This is a genomic window from Phytobacter sp. (genome assembly GCF_059074235.1).
Map to the genome: position 1 here is coordinate 56,841 of NZ_JCACPZ010000007.1, position 23,331 is coordinate 80,171.

Consider the following 23,331-nt stretch of genomic DNA (forward strand, 5'->3'; position numbering starts at 1 on the left):
GGCCTTTCGGCCCTTTTTCTTCATTTGTAACTATCCGTCACTTCTTATCCGGTAATGCATACGCAATCACGTAATCACCACGGTCTGGGGACTGACGTGCGCCACCTGCGTTGATGATAATGTACTGCTTGCCGGTTTTCGGTGACACATAGGTCATCGGGCCAGACTGGCTGCCGACTGGCAGACGGTCTTTCCAGATTTCTTTACCGGTGGCGGTATCAAACGCGCGCAGGTAGAAATCCTGGGTGCCGGCGAAGAACAACAGACCAGATTGGGTGGAAAGTGATGCGCCGAGTGTCGGCATACCAATCGGAATCGGCATGTGCATACGAATGCCCATTGGACCGGTGTCTTGCACGGTACCCACCGGCACCTGCCAGACCATTTTCCCACTAGTCAGATCGATAGCAGACATCGTTCCGAACGGCGGTTTCTGGCATGGAATGCCCATCGGCGACAGGAAACGCTCGCGCATGGCACCAAACGGTGTGCCATCCATTGGGACGATACCCATCTCGATACCACTGGCGTTTTTGGCCACGTTGGCACGCGGAACCATATAGTTCGCCAGACCCAGACGCATGTCGTTCACAAACATCAGGTTATTGGTTGGATCAACGGAGACGCTTCCCCAGTTCATACCGCCCAGCGAGCCCGGGAACTGCAATGCACGGTCAAGACCCGGAGGCGTATACACGCCCTGGTGACGCATCCCTTTAAAGGCGATACGGCAAACCAGCAGGTCGATTGGCGTCGCGCCCCACATATCCGACTCTTTCAGCGTTTCGTTGCCGATCATCGGCATGCCAACGGAGTAAGGCTGGGTAGGGGAGTAACGCTCGCCTTTAATATCACCCGCCGGAACCGGGCGCTCTTCGACCTTCGCTACCGGCTCGCCTGTTTCTCGGTTTAGCATAAAGATCATGCCCTGCTTGCTGGTCTGAACCAGAACCGGCGTGGTGCCGCCTTTACCGTTTGGCAGGTCGTACAGCAGCGGTTGCGAAGGTAAGTCAAAGTCCCACAAATCGTGGTGGGTGGTCTGGAAGTGCCAGCGCACATCGCCCGTTGTCGCATCGACTGCAACGATAGAAGAGCTGTATTTATCGTCCAGTGCAGTACGTTCACCCGCATAGAAGTCAGGGGTCGCGTTACCGGTTGGCAGGTAAATCAGGTTCAGTTTGGCGTCATAAGACATCGCGGACCACACGTTAGGCGTGCCGCGCGTGTAAGTTTGTCCTTCCGGTGGCAGGCCTTTGAGATCAGGATTGCCCGGGTCCCACGCCCACGCCAGTTTCCCGGTGTGTACATCGTAAGCACGTACGACCCCCGGAGGCTCGCCGGTGGAGAAGTTATCCGCCACGCGGCCACCGACCACTACCACATTCCCTGCAACAAGCGGAGTCGAGGTTTGCTGGTAGTAGCCCGGTTTGATGTCGCCCATGCCCACGCCCAGATCAACGGTACCGTTGTCACCGAAATCGGCACACAGCTGACCATTATCGGCATTGATGGCAATCAGACGTGCATCGGTGGTCGGCAGGAACAAACGGCGCGGGCAGGCGGCAGGCTGTACGTCAGCGACAGGCGTAGTGACAGCCTGGCTCTCTTCGTAATAGCCGAGGCCACGGCAACGTTGCCAGTTAGGCGCGGTTGCTTTCGCATCGTAACGCCATTTCTCTTTACCGGAATCAACATCCAGTGCCAGCACTTTGCTGTAAGGGGTACAGACGTAAAGCGTGTCGCCAATTTGCAGCGGAGTGTTCTGGTCTTCAGCACCGGAACCGTTGCTCTGCGGGATATCTCCCGTGTGTGCAACCCAGGCAACCTGAAGCTGATTGATGTTGTCTTTATTGATCTGATCAAGTGCGGCAAAACGATCGCCGTGAGTGGTATTGCCCCAGTGCTTCCAGTCCTGCTGCTTATCCGTCGGCGCAACCGGCTTCACGGAGACCGATTCGGTTGGGGCAATCACGTTCCAGGTATGGAACATGCCGCCTGCGCTTGTCAGCAGCAAAACAGCCAGAACGGCAGCGACGCCAAACACCGACTTATTGACCGGTTTCGCCTGATGCTGTGCACGCATGAACGGCCAGACAACGGCAGCCAGGAAGGCCAGCACACCAAAGGTAAACAAACGGGAGAACAGAGGCCAGAATGACCAGCCTGCGTCAGAGACGGCCCAGATAATGGAGCCAATAAATGCCAACGCATAAAGCAGAATGCCGCTGGTTTTATTTCTGATGATGAGCAGCGAGGCAATGAGCATGATAACGCCCATTACCGTAAAGTATGCGCTGCCGCCAAGTGAAATGAGTTTGATGCCAGGAATACCGATTGCCAACCCGATGACTACCATCAGAACGGCGAGAAGCCACCGCAGGACAGTAATTATCCTGGGTGGTGTGTTGCCAGATGCCATGTCCATCTCCTTTAAACCCCTCTCTGATTCGATAAATACATGCGAACCAAATGGATAATATCTGTCGGGGTGAATAGTTATGATGCAGACCTTTTGGTCTGAAATTGATCATTCAGGCTATTATCCCAATGAGGATGCGAACCATTTGGTGAATGTCACGGCTATGATAAAACTGTTAAATTGTTTAACGCAATTGTTAATAAATAATATCGCATTATTTGAGAAGGGCCCGCATTTCGCGGGCTTTTCTCATCGTGTGCGGGTATCAGGCGATACGCAGAGAGTCAGACTGACGTGACGGTGTCACAATGACGGGGATAGATTTTGACGTTGGCGTACCGGTGCCATCACCAAAGCGGGTCAGGGGAACCAGCGGGTTCGTTTCAGGGTAATAGGCTGCCAGGTTGCCGCGAGGAATGGCGTAAGCCACCAGACGGAAGCCTTCAACACGACGTTCAATACCATCGGTGGAGAGCGTTGTGATATCGACGCGATCGCCATCACTGAGGCCTAATGCCTGGATATCGGCTTCATGCATAAAGAGTACATCACGCTGACCGTAAACCCCCCGATAACGATCGTCGAGGCCGTAAATTGTGGTGTTGTATTGATCGTGTGAACGCAGGGTTTGCAGGACAAACGGGGCATCAGCTTCCGGGCAGACGGCAACCGGCAGTGGCGCCGGACTGAATTCCGCTTTGCCCGATGGCGTCGTGAATTTCAGCGCTGCGGCGCTGTTACCCAGCCAGAATCCGCCCGGTTCATCACAACGGACGTTGAAGTTCTGAAAACCGGGAATAGTGGCCGCAATATGATCGCGAATGAGATCGTAATCATCTGCCAGGGCCAGCCAGTCGAGCTGCGTTTTACCGAGCGTTGCGTCGGCAATGCCCGCCACAATGGCGGTTTCTGAGCGTTGTAATTCTGAAAGTGGCTTGCCGATGCCCTCGGAGGCATGAACCATGCTGAAGGAGTCTTCTACCGTCACATACTGGCGACCGCTCGCCTGCATATCTTCTTCCGTACGACCGAGTGTGGGCAGGATTAGTGATTCAGACCCAGGCATCAAGTGGCTACGGTTGAGTTTGGTACTGATATAGACCGTCAGACCGCAGCGGGTCAGGGCTTCACAGGTGAGCGGGGTGTCGGGTGCGGCAGCCGCGAGGTTGCCACCGAGAGCGATGAGCACTTTGACCTCATCACGCAGCATAGCCTGAATGGCTTCAACGGTGTGATGTCCGTGCTCGCGAGGCGGATCGAATTTAAAGTGGCGTGCCAGGCTATCAAGCAGTGCAACAGGCGGTTTCTCATCAATACCCATCGTGCGGTTGCCCTGCACATTACTGTGACCGCGCACCGGGCACAGACCCGCGCCGGGTTTACCTAAATGGCCACCAAGCAGTTGCAGGTTAACAATTTCTCGCACGGTATCGAGCGAATGCTTGTGCTGGGTAATCCCCATCGCCCAGGTAATGATGACCCGTTTGGCGTGCTGCCAGACTTGTGCCGCATCGCGCAGTTGTTGTTCGCGTAATCCCGATTGTGTTTCGATGGTTTCCCAGTCGGTCGCATCGATTTGCGCGAACCAGCCTTCGATACCGTTGGTGTGTTCGGCAATGAAGGCATCATCAAAAATGCCCGGCTCGCCGTTCGCCAGCTTCTGACGCTGGGTTTCCAGCAGTGCCTTTGCCATACCGCGCACAGCGGCCATATCCCCACCGAGATTGGGTTGGTAATAATCCGTACTGATAGTGCCCGCCATCGGGGTAACCACTTCCAGCGGTTTTTGTGGATCGGCAAAACGTTCCAGCCCACGTTCGCGCAGCGTGTTAAAGGTGACGATGCGCGCACCGTGATCGGCTGCGTGACGCAGGCTATGCAGCATACGTGGGTGATTCGTTCCCGGATTTTGACCGAAGACGAAAATGGCATCGGCTTTATCAAAATCGTTAAGATGAATCGTCCCTTTACCGACGCCAATGCTACGCTTCAGACCCGCGCCGCTGGCTTCGTGGCACATGTTGGAACAGTCCGGGAAATTGTTTGTCCCCATCATGCGGCCAAAAAGCTGATAGAGGTAAGAAGATTCGTTACTGGCGCGACCGGAGGTGTAGAGTTCGAGTTGGTTCGGGTTATCCATTGCGTGCAGATGTTGCGCAATCATCGCAAAAGCATCTGACCAGCTAATCGGTTCATAGTGGTCGGTTTGCGGGTTATAGCGTAGCGGTTCGGTCAGACGTCCCTGGTATTCAAGGAAGTAGTCGCTTTGGTGATTTAAAGCTTCCACACTATGTTGCGCAAAGAATTCGGCACCAATCTGGCGGCGTGTCGCCTCCCATGTCACGGCTTTCGCGCCGTTTTCGCAGAAACTGAAGGTGCTTTTATTGTCATCACCCCATGCACAGCCTGGGCAATCGAAGCCACGGGCTTTGTTCATACGCATCAGGTTGCGCATGTTTTTGAGGGCATTCTTACTGTCGATGACGAAACGAGTAGTGGCTTCCAGTGACCCCAGTCCGCCGGCTGCGGCGTGATAAGGTTTGATGGCAGTTTTGAATTTCATGTGGTTTTCCGAACAGCGGATTGCTTACCGTTAAGTGTACGCTTCTTAACAACAACCGTTTATCAATAACCAACATTTATCACACGATTAACAAATTACTTGCGTGTTGCGCAAAGAACGTAGCCGGAGATTAATCCGGCACAGTTTTACGAATGGCGTTAATTAAAGACTGCACGCCAGCAGATAGCGGGGCGTCGACGCGGGTAATAATACCAATAGGATCGCCCACGCCGATGGGCATAATCGGCAATGCGACCAGTGAACCCTGGCGAAGATCGTTTTTTACTGCACCTGAAGGGACAAACCAGACGTAGTCGAAATTAGCGGTCAACTGACGGGACAGCGAGGCGGACAGCGTCTCGATGCACCCTGTTGGCAGCGTACAGCCGTGGCTGTGCAGCAGATCTTCAGCATTCTGGCGCGGCACGGTACCGGTAGGAAGAACCACCACCGGCCATTCCAGCACGCGGCTCAGAGTGATAGTGGTTTGCAATAACGGATGATCCGGGCGCACCACCAGCTTAAGCGACTCAAGGAACAGCATTTCGTAGTTCAGACCACTCATCATTTCCGGGTCAGACATACGACCAATGCCGACATCAAGCTCCCCGGATTTAAGCCCCGCCAGCAACATCGGGTTATTGGTGGTGGCAACCTGAAGCGTCAGGTCGGGTTGTAATTTATGCACCTGGCCAATAACTTCGGGCAAAATTCCGAGTGCCGCCGTCGGCAGAGCACCAATACGAATCACCGCATTGTTTTGCTCGGGCTGATAATTTAGTGACTGACCGGCCGTGTTCAATGCGTCCAGGACCCGAATGGCGTGGGTCAGAAATTGCTCACCGACGAGGGTTAGTTGAGCCCCCAGACGCCCACGGTCGAGAAGGCGGGTCCCCGTTAATTGTTCTAGTTCATTCAGTGTCTTGGACAGAGCTGGTTGACTGAGATTAAGGGTTTCAGCCGCACGCCCCAGGGTACCTTGTTGGGCGACGGCGACAAATGTATGCAGGTGGCGCAAGCGAATGCGCTGAGAGAACAGACCGTTTTTTTCCATAAGATGATGTAAAACGAAGCGATGCCTGTGACAAGTAAAGTTGTTTAATTTTGATAACTTGATAGCAAAATATTTTTAACATTTAATCTTCTTAAGTTACAAACACATTTTGCATGCAGTGTGACCTTACCCGCATCTTTATCAGGGATTATCCATAATTTTTCGTTATGCAAGGCACTGGAATAACCTGCTTTTTTTGATTTACACCGCGATCACAATTTGTAAATTCTCCCTCACGGGCATAGCCGGGCTTTTCTACACTCCTGGTAATACCAACGGAGGCAAAACAACATGGCGAACCCCATCACGGCTGATGATATTCGGGAACAGTTTTCGCAGGCGATGTCGGCGATGTATCAGAAAGAAGTCCCACAGTACGGCACATTGCTGGAGCTGGTAGCGGACGTGAATTTATCAGTGCTGGAGAACAATCCTCGCCTGCACGAACAGCTTGCTAACGCCGATGAGCTGGCGCGTCTGAACGTAGAGCGTCATGGCGCGATTCGTGTGGGTACAGCTGAAGAACTTTCTACATTACGACGTATGTTTGCCATTATGGGGATGTTCCCCGTGAGCTATTACGATCTCTCGCAGGCGGGCGTTCCAGTCCACTCCACTGCGTTTCGCCCTACAGATGACGCTGCGCTGGCGCGCAATCCGTTTCGTATCTTTACCTCCCTGTTGCGCCTTGAGCTGATTGAGGATGCGTCGTTACGCAATAAAGCCGCGTCCATACTGCAACAGCGCGACATCTTTACCCCGATGTGTCGGGAACTGATTGCCTTGTGGGAGCGGGAGGGCGCTTTCACCGGGAAGCAGGCCGCCGATTTCGTCCGTGAAGCGCTGGAAACCTTCCGCTGGCACCGCCAGGCGACAGTGGATGAAGAGACGTATCATGCGCTGCATAATGAGCACCGTCTGATTGCCGATGTTGTCTGCTTCCCTGGCTGTCATATCAACCATCTGACGCCTCGCACGCTGGATATCGACCGGGTACAGGCGCTGATGCCGGAGTACGGTATCGAACCCAAAATCGTGATTGAAGGTCCGCCGCGCCGGGATGTGCCAATTTTATTACGCCAGACCAGTTTTAAAGCGCTGGATGAACCGGTGCAGTTTAAAGGCGAGCACACGGGAACCCATACCGCGCGTTTTGGTGAGATTGAGCAGCGCGGAGTCGCCCTCACGCCCAAAGGGCGGGCACTCTATGACAAGCTACTCACTGCTGCTGGCACCGGTAAAGACAACCTGACGCACCAGTTACATCTTCAGGAAGTTTTCCATGTTTTCCCCGACAGCGAAATGCTGCTCCGCCACCAGCAACTGGCGTATTTCCGCTATCGCTTGACGCCTGCCGGTGATGCTCATCGTCACGCGATTCGACCTGGCGACGATCCGCAGACGTTAATTGAACGCGGGTGGGTGACGGCACAACCGATCATCTACGAGGATTTTCTGCCGGTGAGTGCTGCGGGTATCTTCCAGTCCAATCTGGGCAATGAAACTCAACAGCGTAGCCACGGTAATGCCAGCAAAACACAGTTTGAAACCGCACTGGGATGTCAGGTTCTGGACGAGTTCGACCTGTATCAGCAAGCCGAAACGCGCAGCAAACGACGTTGCGGTCTGTTGTAAAAACGGTACTCTGCACGGATGCTCATCAACAGGACGTTGTTATGGAAAACCCTTGTACGCCGCTCGCTGAAACCCGGCAGGGCACCGTTATTGGTGTCACTGACGCCGGATGTCATGTCTGGTGTGGTCTCCCTTATGCCGAACCGCCTGTCGGCCAGTTGCGCTGGCGTGCGCCACAGCCTGCCAGCACCTGGACGGGCGTTCGCGTTGCCGATACGTTTTCACCTTCAAGCTGGCAAAACAGCGAGATCTGCTCTGAGATCGCTGGCGGCGATCCGGGTCGGTTGTCAGAAGATTGCCTCTATTTAAATATCTGGTCGCCTGCGGATCGTTCTGAACCATTACCGGTGATGGTCTGGATACATGGCGGCGGATTTACCATGGGAGCAGGGGATTTACCGCCTTATGACGGTAAGGCCCTTGCCGCCCGTAAAGTCGTGCTGGTCACGCTCAATTACCGTCTCGGCCACCTGGGATTTTTTGCCCATCCAGCGCTGGAAGCGGAGGCGGGCGAGACAGTCTGTAACTTTGGTTTACTTGATCAAATGGCCGCTTTGCAGTGGGTTCAGGAGAATATTTCTGCCTTCGGTGGTGATGCTGGCAACGTGACGCTGTTTGGGGAGTCTGCTGGCGGGCGCAGCGTGATGTCATTAATGGCCTCGCCGCTCGCGAAAGGACTGTTCCATAAGGGCATTATTCAGAGCAGCTACACTTTACCGGACACCCCTCTCGCAGCGGCCCTGAAAAAAGGCGTTGCGGTGGCCCGCCATTTGGGCCTGGAAAATGCCACGGCGGACGAACTGCGCTCGCTTCCCGCTGAGGCCTTTTGGCCGCTGGTATCGCCGCTGAAAATCGCACCGGCACCGATCAGTGGCGACAGCGTATTACCGCATCCGGTGATGGACGTTTTTTTTGCCGGGCGTCAGCATCCGATACCGGTCATTGTCGGTTCGAACAGTGACGAAGCCAGCGTCATGGCCGAGTTTGGCGTCGATCTGGCCGGGGAAATAGATAAACTGCGGCGTGAACAGCGGCTGGGACTGGGGGTAATCAAACTCCTCTACCATGGCGTAAAAGGGGATCTGGAACTGGGGCGACAGGTTTGCCGCGATATGGCCTTCACCGCGCTGGGTCTGGTGGTGATGCAGGCGCAGCAGCGCGTCGGGCAACCCTGCTGGCGCTACTGGTTCGATTATGTGGCTGAAGCGGAACATGATACCTATGCCAACGGCGCCTGGCACGGTAACGAAGTGCCTTATGTGTTTGACAATCTCATGCTCGCCGAGCCTTCCCGCCAGTATGTTAATGAGCGTGATCGGGCGTTTGCTGCCACGGTTGCCGATTACTGGGCCGGGTTTGCCCACTATGCCAGTTCAACCACGCTTTCACTTGCCGGACCGGTTCAGTGGCAAGCGAGTGCAAACGGACGTGACCGACTGCTGCGGATAGGATTGAATAAACATGCAGGATTCCGCATGGTTAATCGTTTTATGCGGGCGCGATTGAGCTTCTTTAAGCGGGTTATGCGCCACCATGTGAAGCTTGACTAGCGCGTAAGCAAGCCATCGCGGAAGGTTGCCAGTGTAGCGGCATTATTGCGGGATTCACGCATTACCAGTCGGTAGCTGGCGCCTGTCTTCACGCTCTGTTTCCAGGGCCTGAACAGCCTTCCTGCCCGGATATCTTCTTCAACCAGCGTCTCATCGGCAATGGCTACACCCAACCCCTGTATTGCAGCGGTGATGGCCAGATCCATGGTGTCGAAGTGTTGATTTTTTTTCATAACAAGTCGCGCAGACTCTGGCTTAGCAAGCCATAGAGACCAGTCAGTTTTGTCACGGGTCGGATGGAGCAGGGTTAAGTTGTCCAGCGACGTTAATCCTGCAAACATCCCTCCCACGACCGGCGTCAGGGCTTCGTCAAACAGCAGGTCACCCGCGTTGAAATGCGTGCCGAAAACAATGGCTGCATCAAAGGGTTCTGTTTTGAAGTTAACACCATGATCGGTAGTGGTGGTTAACGCTATTTCTAAATCAGGATGGTCACGCTCAAGATCAATCAGGCGTGGGACCAGCCAGCGCATGGCGCAGGTCGGGGCCTTCAGGCGTACCACGGTTTGTTGCGCACGAGCCTGGCTGGCAACTGTCAGTAAATGTTCAAACGCGGTTCGCAGTTCGGGCAACAAAGCGCTGCCCTGAGGTGATAATCGCAGACCGCGGGCATGGCGTTCAAAAAGCGGAAAACCAAACCAGGTTTCCAGACTGGCAATTTTACGGCTGACTGCCCCCTGGGTCAGACAAAGTTCTTTTGCTGCATGGGTCAGATTCAGGTGACGGGCGGTCACCAGAAATGCGTCGATAGCGTTAAGGGGCAGGGTTCGAGGGGACATGAGGGCTCCGGTATGCATTTTTGTCATGGCTATTATGACAACAATTCGATTGTCCACTCAACGCACTTTTGGTTTGAATGGTTATGCACTTTTATTGAGAAAGGAATAAGCATGACTCTGCGTACCCCGGTGAAATCCCGCTCCAAATTGCCTGATGTGGGCACGACCATCTTTACCGTGATTGGGCAGCTTTCCGCACAGCACAATGCCATTAACCTTTCTCAGGGCGCCCCCAATTTCCCCTGTGATCCGCAACTGGTCGCCGCCGTCACCCGCGCTATGCAGGCAGATCACAATCAGTACGCGCCGATGACAGGCCTGCGCCCACTGAAAGAACGTATTGCGCAGAAAATCGAGGAGTTGTACGGCACGCATTACGACGTGGATAACGAAATACTGGTCACCGCCAGCGCCAGTCAGGGACTCTATTCCGCCATCGGTGGTCTGGTGCACCCGGGCGATGAAGTTATCTATTTCGAACCGTCGTTTGACAGCTATGCACCCATTGTGCGACTGCAGGGGGCAACCCCGGTTGCCATTAAACTGACGGTGCCGGATTTTGCAGTCAACTGGGACGAAGTACGCGCGGCTATAACCCCACGCACGCGGATGATCATCATCAATACACCGCATAACCCGAGTGGACAGGTCTTCTCTGCCAGTGATTTAGAGCAGCTTGTTCAAATCACACGCAATACGGACATCGTGATTTTGTCCGATGAAGTTTACGAACATGTGGTGTTCGACGGGCAGCCACATCACGGCATGGCAACCCATCCGCAACTGGCAGAGCGTAGCGTTATCGTCTCGTCGTTCGGCAAGACCTACCATGTGACCGGCTGGCGCGTAGGCTATTGCGTGGCACCCTCTGAGCTGATGGATGAGATAGTCAAAGTCCATCAGTTTTTAATGTTTTCCGCCGACACACCGATGCAGTACGCTTTTGCCGAGCACATGAACGACGAACAAACCTGGCTTTCGCTGGCGGGCTTATACCAGCGTAAGCGCGATTTGATGCAAACACTGCTGGCGGATTCACCGTTCCGTTTATTGCCCAGCGCAGGCTCTTTCTTCCTGCTGGCGGACTACAGTCACTTTAGTGATGAAAGCGACAGTGAGATGGTGAAAAGACTCATTACTGATTACGGCGTGGCGACCATTCCGTTGTCTGCGTTTTACACTGACGGGACCGATAACAAACTGATACGCCTCTCTTTTGCCAAAGATGAGGTCACTTTAAGAGCAGGCGCGCAGGCCCTGTGTCGTGTTAAACCACGCTGAGGAGCGTTTATTGTGAAATTGAAAGCACTCTGTCTGGGCATGGGCATGCTTTGCTCATTATCGTCATTCGCCGCCACGCAACTGCGTTATGGGCTGGAAGCGGAGTATCCGCCGTTTGAAAGCCGCAATGCGTCCGGCGAACTGGAAGGTTTTGATATCGATCTCGGCAATGCCATATGTAAAGCGGCCGAACTGAAGTGCAGTTGGGTCGAGACTTCGTTCGATGCGCTGATTCCGGGGCTGACGGCCAAAAAATATGACGCCATTAACTCGGCAATGAACATTACCGAGCAGCGTCGTCAAAGCATTGACTTTACTCAGCCTATCTACCGCATTCCATCACAACTGGTGGGCAAAGCAGGTGATGGTATGGAAGCGACGGCGGAAGGGCTGAAAGGCAAAACCATCGGCGTGTTACAGGGTTCCATTCAGGAAACCTATGCAAAAGAGCACTGGGAAAAGCACGGTGTCACCGTGGTGTCTTATAAAGATCAGAATATGGCATGGAGCGATCTGCTGAATGGCCGTATTGATGCCTCGCTGGTTATGTCTGCGGCAGGACAGGCGGGTTTCCTCAGTAAGCCGCAGGGCAAAGGATTTGGCTTTATCGGCAAACCGGTATCGGACGATACCATCCTCGGCAGCGGGATCGGTTTTGGACTGCGTAAAGGTGATGAGGCCACCAAAAAGCAGCTTGATGCTGCGATTGATAAAGTACGTGCTGACGGCACCATCAAAACGCTGGCGGAGAAGTACTTCCCTGGCATCGATGTTAGTGTCAGCGCAAAATAATCTGCCTTAATTTTATGGCCCCAGCCGTCGATGTCCGGTTGGGGTCTTTTTATACCAAACTTTACCTTCGATTCAGCCTCATCCCATCGACAAAAATATTTCCCACTTTGCGCAGATAATCGCCATCCAACAATTGGATTCTTAACTGAATTTGTCTACAGTGTGCGGTCATAAAAGTTCAGGTTTGTCGCTGTTTCGCGATGGCGCGAAATGTCATCTCACGACCAAAAGGATATCTTCCAGGGCATGAATCGCAGACGTTTTATTAAATCATCAATGGCGCTGGCAGCCGTGTGCGGAACGACCGGTATCGCTTCTCTCTTCTCCCGCGAAGCCTTTGCTGCGGACTCCAGTATCGCCGATGGTCAGAGTCGTCGTTTTGATTTTTCCGTGTTGCAATCAATGGCACACGATCTTGCACAACAGCCCTGGGGCGGTGCACCGCGTCCGTTACCTGACACCCTCGCTAACCTGACGCCGCAGGCCTATAACAGCATTCAGTACGATGCTGCGCATTCGCTGTGGAACAACGTCGAAGGTCGCCAACTGGATGTGCAGTTCTTCCACGTGGGTATGGGCTTTCGCCGCCGCGTACGCATGTTCTCCCTGGACCCGGCCAGCCACCAGGCGCGTGAAATTCACTTCCGCCCGGAATTGTTCAATTACCACGATGCCGGTGTCGATACGAAGCAACTGGAAGGGCAAAGCGATCTGGGCTTCGCCGGGTTCCGTGCTTTCAAAGCCCCTGAGCTTGCGCGCCGCGATATCGTCTCTTTCCTTGGGGCGAGCTACTTCCGCGCCGTAGACAGCACTTACCAGTACGGGCTTTCTGCCCGCGGTGCGGCGATTGACACCTTTACCGATACGCCGGAAGAGTTCCCGGACTTCACCTCATTCTGGTTTGAAACTGCCAAGGAAACGGACACCAGCTTTACGGTTTACACCCTGCTGGACAGCCCGAGCCTGACCGGTGCCTATAAGTTCGTTATCCACTGCGAGAAGAGCCAGGTGATTATGGAGGTGGATAACCACCTGTATGCCCGTAAAGACATCAAACAGTTGGGTATCGCGCCGATGACCAGCATGTTCAGCTGTGGCAACAACGAGCGCCGCGTCTGCGACACCATTCACCCGCAGATCCACGACTCCGATCGTCTGGCGATGTGGCGGGGTAACGGTGAGTGGATTTGCCGTCCGCTGAACAACCCGCAGAAATTGCAGTTTAATGCTTACCAGGACAACAACCCGAAAGGTTTCGGCTTGCTTCAACTTGACCGCGACTTCACCCACTATCAGGATATTATGGGCTGGTACAACAAGCGCCCAAGCCTGTGGGTTGAGCCGCGTAACAATTGGGGTAAAGGGGCAGTTGGTCTGATGGAAATCCCGACCACCGGTGAAACCCTGGATAACATCGTCTGCTTCTGGCAGCCGGAAAAACCGGTACGTGCTGGCGATGACCTGGCCTTCCAGTACCGTTTGTACTGGAGTGCAATGCCGCCGGTGCGTTCACCCGTCGCCCGTGTTTATGCCACCCGTACAGGGATGGGCGGATTCCCGGAAGGCTGGGCACCGGGCGAGCACTATCCGGAAAAATGGGCGCGCCGTTTTGCCATTGATTTCGTCGGTGGCGACCTGAAAGGGGCAGCGCCACGCGGTATTGAGCCTGTGATCACGCTTTCAAGCGGTGAAGCGAAGCAAATTGAGATCCTGTACGTCGAGCCGTTTGATGGTTACCGTATCCAGTTTGACTGGTACCCGACATCCGCCTCCACAGACACGGTTGATATGCGCATGTTCCTGCGCTGTCAGGGCGAAGCGATCAGCGAAACCTGGCTGTATCATTACTTCCCGCCAGCAGCGGACAAGCGCAATTACGTCGACGATCGTATTATGCGCTAAACCTGAGCCCTCCCTCGGCAGAGGGAGGGCCTGATACACGGAGAGATCATGACATTCACCGACAGTTTGATCGTGGTCGACGAGCACATTGAGTTACAGGCCATTGATGAGCACTTTGTTCACGACCTGCATCAGCTGGTCATCAAGAATAAAGAGTGGCTGCAGCACTTTCTCGACTGGCCCCAGTACGTCACTTCCATTGAACAGAGCCGTCAGACGGCGCAAAGCAATATGATGTTGCACCAGCGCGGCTACGCCAAAATGTTCGTTATTCTCAAAGACAATGTGCTGGTGGGCGTGCTCTCATTTAACTCTATTGAGCCGACAAACAAAACAGGTTACATCGGTTACTGGCTAGACCAGGATTGCCAGGGGAAGGGGATTTTGTCGGCCTCATTGCAGGCGTTTATTGCGTTTTACGCTAAACGTGGCGATGTACGACGTTTTGTCATCAAGTGCCGTGCCGCCAACGCGGCGAGCAACCGCGTGGCACTACGTAATGGTTTTATACTGGAAGGCTGCCTGCGCCAGGCGGAATTCCTGAACGGTGAATACCACGACCAGAATATTTACGGTCGCATCGTTACCGCCGTCTCAAAGTAGTCCGGCCAACGGCGTGCGGGTAATATGCTGCGCGCCGTTTATCACTTTTCTTCCGCGCAATAAAATCGTATCGCCCTCAAGCGCTTCAATGCAGGCATTATCGGTCACTTCAATATGATGCTCGATAATCACATTGCCGCTGATACGAACGTTCCCTTGTACGATAACATCTTCATCCAGCATGAGCGGGCCGCCCTGAAGCCATGCATGACCGCCAACCCGCACATGGTGTTTCAGGAGTACATTCCCTTCGATAACCGCATTCTCAGCCACCTGAGCGCTGTAGCGCAGAGTGGGGATGGCATCGTCGTCGTCACCGGCAACAACACGCGCATTGCCGTAAACTTTCGCACAGTCGCACACCCAGACGTCGTTGAGTTCATTACCTTCGAGAATGGCGAAATCAAATACTTCGGCCCGATGCTCAATGAATGCATACGTCACCATCGCATCGCCGTAGACCTGCGCCTGATGAACCACTTTTGCATGGGTGAGCGTTGCCCGGTCGTAAATTTGCAAAATTTGCTCATGATCGGGTGTTAATCCTTTTGCCGCGATAATTTCGCAGCCATGCAGTAGCCGGGCGTCACCAAATAGGTGACAGGCACCGCGTACCGTCGAGGACTGAACTGTGACGTTGTCACTAATAATGGCGCCGTGGCTAAGCTGTGAGCCGTCAATCCAGGCGTTATTTTCGATTATCACGTCATGGCAAATCACGCAGGGCTGTGTGATACGGGCATCATCCCGCACCTGACAGCCGGCAAAGACCATGCTGTTGGCGTCGTAAATCCAGCAATCACCGGTTTGCGAAAGCACGCTTTCGCTGTCTACCCAACCACCGCTGCTCCCGGTGTTTACATCACTGAAATCCACAAGCGCGATAATCTGCCGAAGCGTCACTGTCTTTTTTTCACCATTGATCTGGTAGCTGAACGCCCGGCGCTCATCACTGAGTCGATATTTATTCATTCTTCGCTTCCGTTATTTGCACACGATAAACGTAGCAAACTTTGCGATACTGGCTATTCAAATAGAAAAACAATAAAATGCATTTTAAATGCAACTTATAAACTATCCGCTCCGATAACGGGCGAGAAAGGACCCACCATGACCACCTTTGATGACAACTACTTCACTGAAAAATATGGTTTAACGCGCACGCACTCCGATGTCCTGAATGCGGTGAAATTCGTGAAACCCGGCAAAACGCTGGATCTGGGCTGTGGCAACGGGCGTAACAGCCTCTTCCTGGCGGCCAATGGCTATGACGTGACCGCGTGGGATAAAAATCCCATGAGCATCGACAATATTGAGCGGATTCGCCAGGCGGAAGGGCTGACACAGCTGGAAGCCGATGTGGTTGATTTGAACACGCTGAGCTTTGACGGCGAGTACGACTTTATTCTCTCCACCGTGGTGCTGATGTTCCTGGAAGCGAAAACCATTCCGGGATTGATCACCAACATGCAGCGCTGTACCAAACCGGGTGGCTACAACCTGATTGTGGCGGCAATGGATACGGCAGACTTCCCGTGTACCGTCGGTTTCCCGTTTGCATTCAAAGAAAACGAGCTGCGCGAGTATTACGCCGGTTGGGAGATTGAGAAATACAACGAAGACGTCGGTGAGTTGCACCGCACCGACGCCAACGGAAACCGCATCAAACTGCGTTTTGCCACTTTACTGGCACGTAAAGCTTAACGCGCCGCCAGCAGGCACAGCTGCCGGGCGACATCATAAGAGGCCTCGAACGACTTCACGGGTAAAAACTCGAACGGCGAGTGGAAATTGTGCGCGCCGGTAAAGAAGTTCGGGGTCAGCAAACCTTTGGCTGACAAAGCGGCACCGTCCGTCCCGCCGCGCATTGGCGTGGGTTTTGGCGTAATGTCCAATGATTCCATCGCTTCAAACAGCAGGTCAACCGCACGGCGATCTTCGCCAATTGCGTTGCTGATGTTGCTGTAAATATCGCTGATGTCTATCTCAACGTGAGCGGTTGGATTTTGCTTCGCCAGCTTCTCTGCCACTTCACGCATTTCCTCTTTGCGCTGTTCAAAGCTCGCCAGGTCGAAGTCACGAATACTGGCGCTCAGTCGCGCATGGCCTTGTACGGCTTCCATTCCGTTAAACCAGATATAACCTTCACGACCTTCGGTGTTTTCCGGCGTCTGCGCTCTGTCGAAGTGGTTGATGTAATCCATCGCCATTAGCAGTGGGTTGACCAGTACGCCCTTGGCGGACATCGGGTGCGCTGTTACGCCTGTGAAATGGACGGTGGCAGAAGCCGCATTGAAGTTTTCAAAAACGATTTCACCTTTTTCACAGCAGTCGATGGTCCAGGCAAAATCGACGTCAAAACGCGCCAGATCCAGCGCTTTTGCTCCACGCAGTCCCACTTCTTCATCCGGTACAAAGGCGACAACGATATCGCCGTGCTTATCTTCAGGTGTCAGGTTTTCCAGCAGTTGCATCACTACCGTGACGGCGGCTTTGTTGTCGGCACCCAGTACGCTGGTACCGTCGCTGAAGATTATCTCTTCACCGGGGTACGCCTTGATTTCCGGATGCTCATTGACCCGCAACCAAATCGCTTTTTCAGCATTGAGACAGAGATCATCGCCTTCAAAACGTAAAATTTGTGGATGGATCTCCGGTGACAATCCGACGTCCACAGTGTCGATATGGGTGATAAAACCGACGCGCGGTGCACCGGATACATTACCGCGTTTGACGGCGGTGACAGTGGCATGTTCATCCAGCACGACCTCCTCTAAACCCAGAGCCTTAAGCTCTTTCGCCAGGGTGCGCGCCATGTCGAACTGACCCTGTGTGGTGGGCAGGGTGGTGGCTCCTGCATCACTTTGACTGGTGATGGCGAGGTAGCGAAAGAAGCGTTGCGTTAATTGTCTGGATAGCGGCGCTGTCATAGTGAATCCTTCTTTATTTGACTTATCAGGTGCTTGCAATATTACTTAAATGTTATTTATAGATGCGTAAACAACAAGCACTATTTGGCGCATGGACTGAAAAACAACAGGAAAAACGATGACTCGCAAACAGACAACAGTTGCATTGGCCTTAATGGCACTGGCGGTAAGTTCCTCTGTGGCAGCGAAAACACTGGTCTACTGCTCAGAAGGAAGCCCGGAAAACTTCAATCCACAGCTTTACACATCGGGCACCAGCGTGGATGCCAGTGCGGTACCGGTCTATAACCGGCTCGTTGATTTCAAAGCGGGCACAACGGAATTACAGCCCAGCCTGGCAGAAAGCTGGGACGTCAGCGAAGACGGTAAGGTTTATACCTTCCATCTGCGCAAAGGCGTGAAATTCCAGAGCAATAAATTCTTCACGCCGACACGGGATTTTAATGCTGACGACGTGATTTTCTCCTTCATGCGCCAGAAAGATCCCAAACACCCTTATCACAACGTCTCTAACGGTAATTACTCCAACTTTGAAAGCCTCGAGTTCGGGAAATTAATTACCGCAATCGATAAAGTTGACGACAATACCGTGCGCTTCACTCTGGCCCATCCTGAAGCACCATTTGTGCCGGATCTGGCCTGGTATTTTGCCTCGATTCTCTCCGCCGAATATGCCGATGCTATGCTGAAAGCCGGTACGCCGGAAAAGGTGGATATGGAGCCCATTGGTACAGGTCCGTTTAAGCTCGCGCAGTACCAGAAAGATTCACGTATTCTCTTTACCGCGTTCCCGGAGTACTGGCAGGGCAAAGCGAAAATTGACCGTCTGGTGTTCAGTATCACTCCGGATGCCTCTGTTCGCGTGGCGAAGCTTGAGAAAAATGAGTGTCAGGTGATGCCGTTCCCGAACCCGGCAGATTTGCCACGGCTCAAAGAGAACAAAGACATTACGCTCATGAGCAAAGCGGGGTTGAATACCGGTTTCCTGGCGTTCAACACGCAGAAAGCGCCGCTGGATAACGTCAAAGTGCGTCAGGCACTGGCGCTGGCCATTAATAAACCGGCGATTATCAGCGCCGTTTTCCAGGGCACCGGAACGGAAGCGAAAAACCTTCTGCCACCGGGTGTATGGAGCGCGGACAGCGAACTGAAGGATTATCCTTATGACCCGGAAAAAGCCAAAACTCTGTTGAAAGAAGCTGGTTTGCCTGAAGGGACAACCATAGACCTGTGGGCGATGCCGGTTCAGCGTCCGTATAACCCAAACGCAAAACGCATGGCAGAGATGATTCAGGCGGACTGGGCGAAAGTGGGGGTCAATGCCAAAATCGTCACGTACGAATGGGGTGAATACCTGAAACGCGTGAAGGGTGGCGAACACCAGGCGGCGCTGATGGGCTGGACCACGGCTACAGGTGACCCGGATAACTTCTTCGGTCCGCTCTTTACCTGCCAGTCAGCGCAAGGCGGTTCCAATTCGGCGAAATGGTGTAATCAGTCCTTCGATAAGATCATCGCTGAAGCGAAGTCCATTACCGATCATGATAAACGTGAAGCCCTATACAAACAGGCCCAGCAACTGATGCATGATGAAATGCCTGCGGTGATGATTGCCCACTCCACCATTTTTGAGCCGGTGCGCAAAGAGGTGAAAGGGTATGAAGTGGATCCGTTCGGTAAACATATTTTCTATCAGGTCGATTTAAATAAATAACCGGAAGGGTGTCGGTACCGGATACTGTACCGACACCTTTTATTTTTAATAATTGACGTCATAAAAATTATATTTTTCTGAAAGTTGACGGTGGCAACTTATTTTAACCTGCATGGTACCCGACTGTTTGCTATAACTTTTATGGCATCTACACACTAAAAAAGGACCTTCCATGCGTACTGTATTTAAAGTTGCAGTGCTTGCCGGGCTGCTGGCGGTAGCAGGCTGTTCGTCAAAAGTGACTCAGCCGGAAAAATACTCCGGTTTCTTAAAGGATTATTCAGGATTACAACAAACCACCTCTGCCAGCGGCAAACCGGTATTACGCTGGGTCGATCCATCATTTGATGAGAGCAAATACGACAGCATAGTTTACCACCCTGTAACCTATTACCCGGTGGCTAAACCGACCAGCCAGGTTAACCAACAGACTCTCGATGGGCTTCTGACTTACACCAATACCAAACTTAAAGCTGCCGCCGCGCAGCGCAAACCACTGGTGACGTCGCCGGGTGCGCATAGCCTGATTTTCCGTGGTGCTATCACGGGTGTAGACAGCAGCAAACAAGGTTTGCAGTTCTATGAAGTGATCCCGGTGGCCATGGTGATTGCTGGTACTCAGGCTGCAACGGGCCACCGTACGATGGACACCCATCTCTATTTTGAAGGTGAACTCATTGACGCACAGACCAACAAACCGGTCATTAAAGTGGTTCGTCAGGGTGAAGGTAAAACTGTGAGCAATGAGAATGCCCCGTTGACCGTCGATACGCTCAAGCAGGTCATTGATAACATGGCGACGGACGCCACCATGTTTGATGTCTCTAAAAAGTAATTTCTTTAATTAATTGAATACGCCATCCAATTGGATGGCGTATTTATTTACGCCGTCCGGCGGCGCAGTAATATATTTCCTGGCTTTGCAAACATCACCAGGTTTCCGGTCAATATGAGCATCAACCCTATAATGCCATTACTATGCCAGACGTATCCCTCATAAATTGTCGAAAAACTCAGCGCGACCAGAGGGAACAGCAGAGTGCTATAAGCTGCATTGCTCGCACCGATTCTGCCCACCAGGGTGAAATAGGCACCGAAAGCAATCACAGATCCAAAAATAGCGAGGTACACCAGCGCCCCCAGATAGCTGAAGGTCCATTCCGGGGTAAAATTATCCCCGCGTACCAGTGCAATGCATCCCATGATAAGTGTGCCGTACAGCATGGCCCAGGCGTTGGTGGTCATGGTTTCCAGACCTTTACGCTGATGTCGCATACTGAGCATATTGCCCAGTGAGAAACCAAAGGTTCCCAATACGGACAGACCGATGCCCATCAGCAAGTGCGTGTTAATGCCGCTGGCAAGAAGGTCATCCCAGAAGAGGGTGATAATGCCAATAAGACCAAGGGCGGCGGCAGGGTAAAAACGCGCGGGCGGCTTCTGGCCAAAAAACAGAAAACTGTTTACGGCGTTGAACAGCACCGCCATAGAGAAGATAACCGACTCCAGCCCTGTGTTGATCCACGCGGCAGCGGTATAAAAACAGAGGAAGTTGAAGCCAAAAACACAGCAGCCCTGTAACAGGCAAAACAGGTGATCCTGAAAGGCGAGTTTACGCAGTCGGCGCAGGGCAATGAGCACCACCATGATGGTGGCCGTCGCCAGCGCAAAACGCCAGAAAATGGAGACCGGTGCGGGAACCGTCCCCTGTTGTAAGAAGATCGCAATCCACGTTGTGCCCCAAATCACCACCACCAGACAATATAAAAAAGCGTTCATTGTTATTCCTGTTAAGCCATACCAGCCATCAGTCTCGTGGCAATCGGGCGCCCGGGCTTGCATAAACCCCACAACCACTTGCAAATTCTTGCGCTTTTTTAGTGAAAGGCTGGCATCCGTGTGAGGGAATTCATAGACTGGGGTTCTGGTTACTTATTTGTTACGTGCCGTTATGCAACCGACCTATCAAGCCTTTGAAAACCTGAAACATCATAATGCCGTCCTGCACGACTCGGTGGCATTGCATTCGGGTATCCAACTGGCGGCCTGGTCGAATAAGCGCGATAACATCACCCAGTATTGTGACCATCACACGCTGAGTCTCTACGTGGCAGACGGTTACGAGAGTTACCACAAAACCGCATCGGGCTGGAAAAACGGCGGCGGGCCAGACAGATTCTGCCTGTTGCCCCAGGAGAGTGAATCCAGTTGGGATATCCGCGATGACCTGTCGTTTGTGCATCTGTATTGCACCGATGCCCATCTTCGGGAGATTGGTGAACGCATCTGGGACCGCAGCCCGGCCTCATTTACGCTTGATGAGAAAACCTTCGCTCAGGATGAACGCATCACGCTGTTGTATCGTCAGTTTTTACTCGGCAGCGACTGGCACCAGAGAGCGAACCAACTAACCTTCAGCACGGCCTCAACGCTGCTGTTAACTCATTTAATTCAGCATTACAGCAGCGTGCAATGGCAGTTGCCGACGGTGAAAGGCGGGCTGGCACCGGCGGTATTACGCCAGGTGCTGGACTGGATCGAAGCCCATCTTGCGCAGCCTCTTTTATTGGCTGATTTGGCAGAGCAGGCCGCACTCAGCGAATACCACTTTGCGCGTATGTTCCGCCAGTCCATGGGGCTTGCCCCGCACCAGTACGTGATGCAACGGCGAATGGCACAAGCAAAAAACCAGCTACTGAACAGCGAACTCTCCCTGACGGCCATTGCTATGGGTTGCGGCTTCAGTTCGCCAAGCCACTTCAGTAACCGCTTCCGTGCGGTTTATGGTCTGACGCCTTCGCAGTTACGCGCGTCGCGTCCGTGACAGAGCGGCATAACAGATGCCGCCAGCGACCAGTCCCCAGAATGCAGAACCCACACCCAGTAGCGTCAGGCCGCTTGCTGTCACCAGAAAGGTGACCACCGCAGCATCACGCTCTTTTTCATGTGTCAGCGCCTGGAATAAGCTGCCGCCAATGGTCCCCAGCAGAGCCAGCCCCGCGAGGGTCTGGATCCAGCTCAGCGGCAGTGCCGCCAGCAGTGACGTGATCGAGCCGCCAAAAATGCCCGCCAGCAGATAAAACAGACCCGCCGCGACGGACGCTTTCCAACGCTGCCGGGCATCGGGATGAGCATCCGGACTCTGGCAAATCGCAGCAGTAATGGCCGCGATGCAGATGGAGTAAACCCCAAAGGGGGAGAGTACCAATGCAAGTCCACCGGTAAAAATGATTAGCGGCGAAACCGCAATTCCGTAACCTGAGGCCTGCATAGTCGCAAAGCCGGGGGCATTTTGTGAGGCCATGGTGGCGAGGAAAAAGGGAACGCCAATACTGATAAGCGCCGTAGGATTAAATACCGGGCGCGTAAATTCCGGCATCACCATCGCAAAGGTGAGTTTGTCGGTCGCCACGTCACCATTTAACCCGGCAACCAGTGCGCCAATAACCAGTGTTGCGACAATAGCATAGCGTGGCGCGAGGGCTTTACAGATAAGCCAGGCCAGTAGCATACTGCCGCACAACACCACATGGCCTTGCACATTGCTGAAGGCCTGAAGGCCGAAACGCAGCAGGATCCCGGCCAGCATTGCGGCGGCAAGTGTATGCGGGATAACCTTCATCAGTCGGGCAAAAAGTCCGGTTACGCCGCACAGGACGATCAGCGCATTGGCGAAAATAAACACGCCGACCGCCTCGCCAAGGGATAAACCCTCCAGGCTGGTCGCCAGTAACGCAGCGCCAGGTGTGGACCAGGCCGTAAGAACGGGCATGCGGTACCAAAGGGACAACGCAATCGTGCTGACTCCCATGCCGAGGCCGAGAGCGGTCATCCAGCCAGCAATTTGCGCTGGAGTGGCCCCGGCAGCGGCAGCGGCCTGCCAGATAATGGCAGCAGAACTGGCGTAGCCAACGAGGACGGCGACAAAACCAGCCAGAAGAGTGGTAAAAGGCAATGACGAAACACGCATACTGCAATCCTTGTGCGTTATAGCATCCGGAAAAAATACCATTGTGCGCTTTAGCGCACAAGCAGGTCTAAGAGGAGAG

Annotated in this window: 18 protein-coding genes; 10 read left to right on the forward strand and 8 right to left on the reverse strand. The window is 53.5% G+C overall.

Annotation, left to right across the window (positions count from 1 at the left end; translation table 11 throughout):
- Positions 1 to 37: 37 nt before the first annotated feature.
- From AC5JPW_RS17705 to AC5JPW_RS17715, 3 genes are all read right to left on the reverse strand, one after another.
- A complete protein-coding gene (locus AC5JPW_RS17705) occupies positions 38 to 2,419 on the reverse strand; it encodes a membrane-bound PQQ-dependent dehydrogenase, glucose/quinate/shikimate family (RefSeq protein WP_494242437.1) in 2,382 nt (793 codons plus the stop codon).
- Positions 2,420 to 2,684: 265 nt separating this feature from the next.
- Positions 2,685 to 4,982, reverse strand: a complete 2,298-nt coding sequence (locus AC5JPW_RS17710; protein ID WP_494242438.1) for an FdhF/YdeP family oxidoreductase — start codon at positions 4,980 to 4,982, stop codon at positions 2,685 to 2,687.
- A 130-nt stretch (positions 4,983 to 5,112) separates the two neighbouring features.
- On the reverse strand, positions 5,113 to 6,036 hold the full coding sequence (locus tag AC5JPW_RS17715) for a LysR substrate-binding domain-containing protein (RefSeq protein WP_494242439.1): 924 nt from the start codon (positions 6,034 to 6,036) through the stop codon (positions 5,113 to 5,115).
- A gap of 291 nt (positions 6,037 to 6,327) precedes the next feature.
- Here AC5JPW_RS17715 and hglS point away from each other — a divergent pair, with 291 nt between their 5' ends.
- Positions 6,328 to 7,671, forward strand: coding sequence for a 2-oxoadipate dioxygenase/decarboxylase HglS (gene hglS / locus AC5JPW_RS17720; RefSeq protein ID WP_494242440.1), 1,344 nt, complete (start codon positions 6,328 to 6,330; stop codon positions 7,669 to 7,671).
- Positions 7,672 to 7,712: 41 nt separating this feature from the next.
- The gene (locus tag AC5JPW_RS17725; RefSeq protein WP_494242441.1) at positions 7,713 to 9,221 is read left to right on the forward strand and encodes a carboxylesterase/lipase family protein; all 1,509 of its coding nucleotides are present in this window, start codon (positions 7,713 to 7,715) and stop codon (positions 9,219 to 9,221) included.
- Here the strand turns inward: AC5JPW_RS17725 and AC5JPW_RS17730 are convergent.
- Positions 9,218 to 10,060, reverse strand: a complete 843-nt coding sequence (locus tag AC5JPW_RS17730; protein WP_494242442.1) for a LysR family transcriptional regulator — start codon at positions 10,058 to 10,060, stop codon at positions 9,218 to 9,220. The genes AC5JPW_RS17725 and AC5JPW_RS17730 overlap by 4 nt on opposite strands.
- Positions 10,061 to 10,171: 111 nt before the next feature.
- On the opposite strand from AC5JPW_RS17730, the gene AC5JPW_RS17735 reads away from it, so the two are divergent.
- From AC5JPW_RS17735 to rimL, 4 genes are all read left to right on the forward strand, one after another.
- Entirely contained in the window at positions 10,172 to 11,341 is a 1,170-nt protein-coding gene (locus tag AC5JPW_RS17735; RefSeq protein WP_494242443.1) for a pyridoxal phosphate-dependent aminotransferase, read from the forward strand.
- A gap of 12 nt (positions 11,342 to 11,353) precedes the next feature.
- Positions 11,354 to 12,133 (forward strand): transporter substrate-binding domain-containing protein, encoded by a 780-nt coding sequence (locus AC5JPW_RS17740; RefSeq protein WP_494242444.1) that lies wholly within the window; start codon positions 11,354 to 11,356, stop codon positions 12,131 to 12,133.
- A 246-nt stretch (positions 12,134 to 12,379) separates the two neighbouring features.
- A complete protein-coding gene (locus AC5JPW_RS17745) occupies positions 12,380 to 14,035 on the forward strand; it encodes a glucan biosynthesis protein D (RefSeq protein WP_494242445.1) in 1,656 nt (551 codons plus the stop codon).
- 48 nt (positions 14,036 to 14,083) lie between these two features.
- Entirely contained in the window at positions 14,084 to 14,638 is a 555-nt protein-coding gene (gene rimL, locus AC5JPW_RS17750) for a 50S ribosomal protein L7/L12-serine acetyltransferase (protein ID WP_494242446.1), read from the forward strand.
- On the opposite strand, the gene ydcK is transcribed toward rimL, so the two are convergent.
- Complete coding sequence (ydcK, locus tag AC5JPW_RS17755) at positions 14,630 to 15,610, reverse strand: YdcK family protein (protein WP_494242447.1); 981 nt, start codon at positions 15,608 to 15,610, stop codon at positions 14,630 to 14,632. The genes rimL and ydcK overlap by 9 nt on opposite strands.
- 138 nt (positions 15,611 to 15,748) lie before the next feature.
- On the opposite strand from ydcK, the gene tehB reads away from it, so the two are divergent.
- Positions 15,749 to 16,342 (forward strand): tellurite resistance methyltransferase TehB, encoded by a 594-nt coding sequence (tehB, locus tag AC5JPW_RS17760; RefSeq protein WP_494242448.1) that lies wholly within the window; start codon positions 15,749 to 15,751, stop codon positions 16,340 to 16,342.
- Here tehB and pepT read toward each other — a convergent pair.
- The gene (pepT, locus tag AC5JPW_RS17765) at positions 16,339 to 17,568 is read right to left on the reverse strand and encodes a peptidase T (protein WP_494242449.1); all 1,230 of its coding nucleotides are present in this window, start codon (positions 17,566 to 17,568) and stop codon (positions 16,339 to 16,341) included. The two genes, tehB and pepT, sit on opposite strands and share 4 nt — an antisense overlap.
- Positions 17,569 to 17,686: 118 nt before the next feature.
- On the opposite strand from pepT, the gene AC5JPW_RS17770 reads away from it, so the two are divergent.
- Entirely contained in the window at positions 17,687 to 19,282 is a 1,596-nt protein-coding gene (locus tag AC5JPW_RS17770; RefSeq protein ID WP_494242450.1) for an ABC transporter substrate-binding protein, read from the forward strand.
- Between the two features lie 172 nt (positions 19,283 to 19,454).
- Positions 19,455 to 20,117 (forward strand): DUF3313 domain-containing protein, encoded by a 663-nt coding sequence (locus AC5JPW_RS17775; protein WP_494242451.1) that lies wholly within the window; start codon positions 19,455 to 19,457, stop codon positions 20,115 to 20,117.
- Positions 20,118 to 20,164: 47 nt separating this feature from the next.
- Here the strand turns inward: AC5JPW_RS17775 and AC5JPW_RS17780 are convergent, their stop codons facing one another.
- Positions 20,165 to 21,061: a DMT family transporter gene (locus tag AC5JPW_RS17780; RefSeq protein WP_494242452.1), complete on the reverse strand. Its 897-nt coding sequence runs from the start codon at positions 21,059 to 21,061 to the stop codon at positions 20,165 to 20,167.
- 172 nt (positions 21,062 to 21,233) lie between these two features.
- Between AC5JPW_RS17780 and AC5JPW_RS17785 the strand changes: the two genes are divergently transcribed.
- The gene (locus tag AC5JPW_RS17785) at positions 21,234 to 22,106 is read left to right on the forward strand and encodes a helix-turn-helix domain-containing protein (RefSeq protein ID WP_494242453.1); all 873 of its coding nucleotides are present in this window, start codon (positions 21,234 to 21,236) and stop codon (positions 22,104 to 22,106) included.
- Here the strand turns inward: AC5JPW_RS17785 and AC5JPW_RS17790 are convergent.
- Complete coding sequence (locus tag AC5JPW_RS17790) at positions 22,086 to 23,252, reverse strand: benzoate/H(+) symporter BenE family transporter (protein WP_494242454.1); 1,167 nt, start codon at positions 23,250 to 23,252, stop codon at positions 22,086 to 22,088. The genes AC5JPW_RS17785 and AC5JPW_RS17790 overlap by 21 nt on opposite strands.
- Positions 23,253 to 23,331 lie beyond the last annotated feature (79 nt).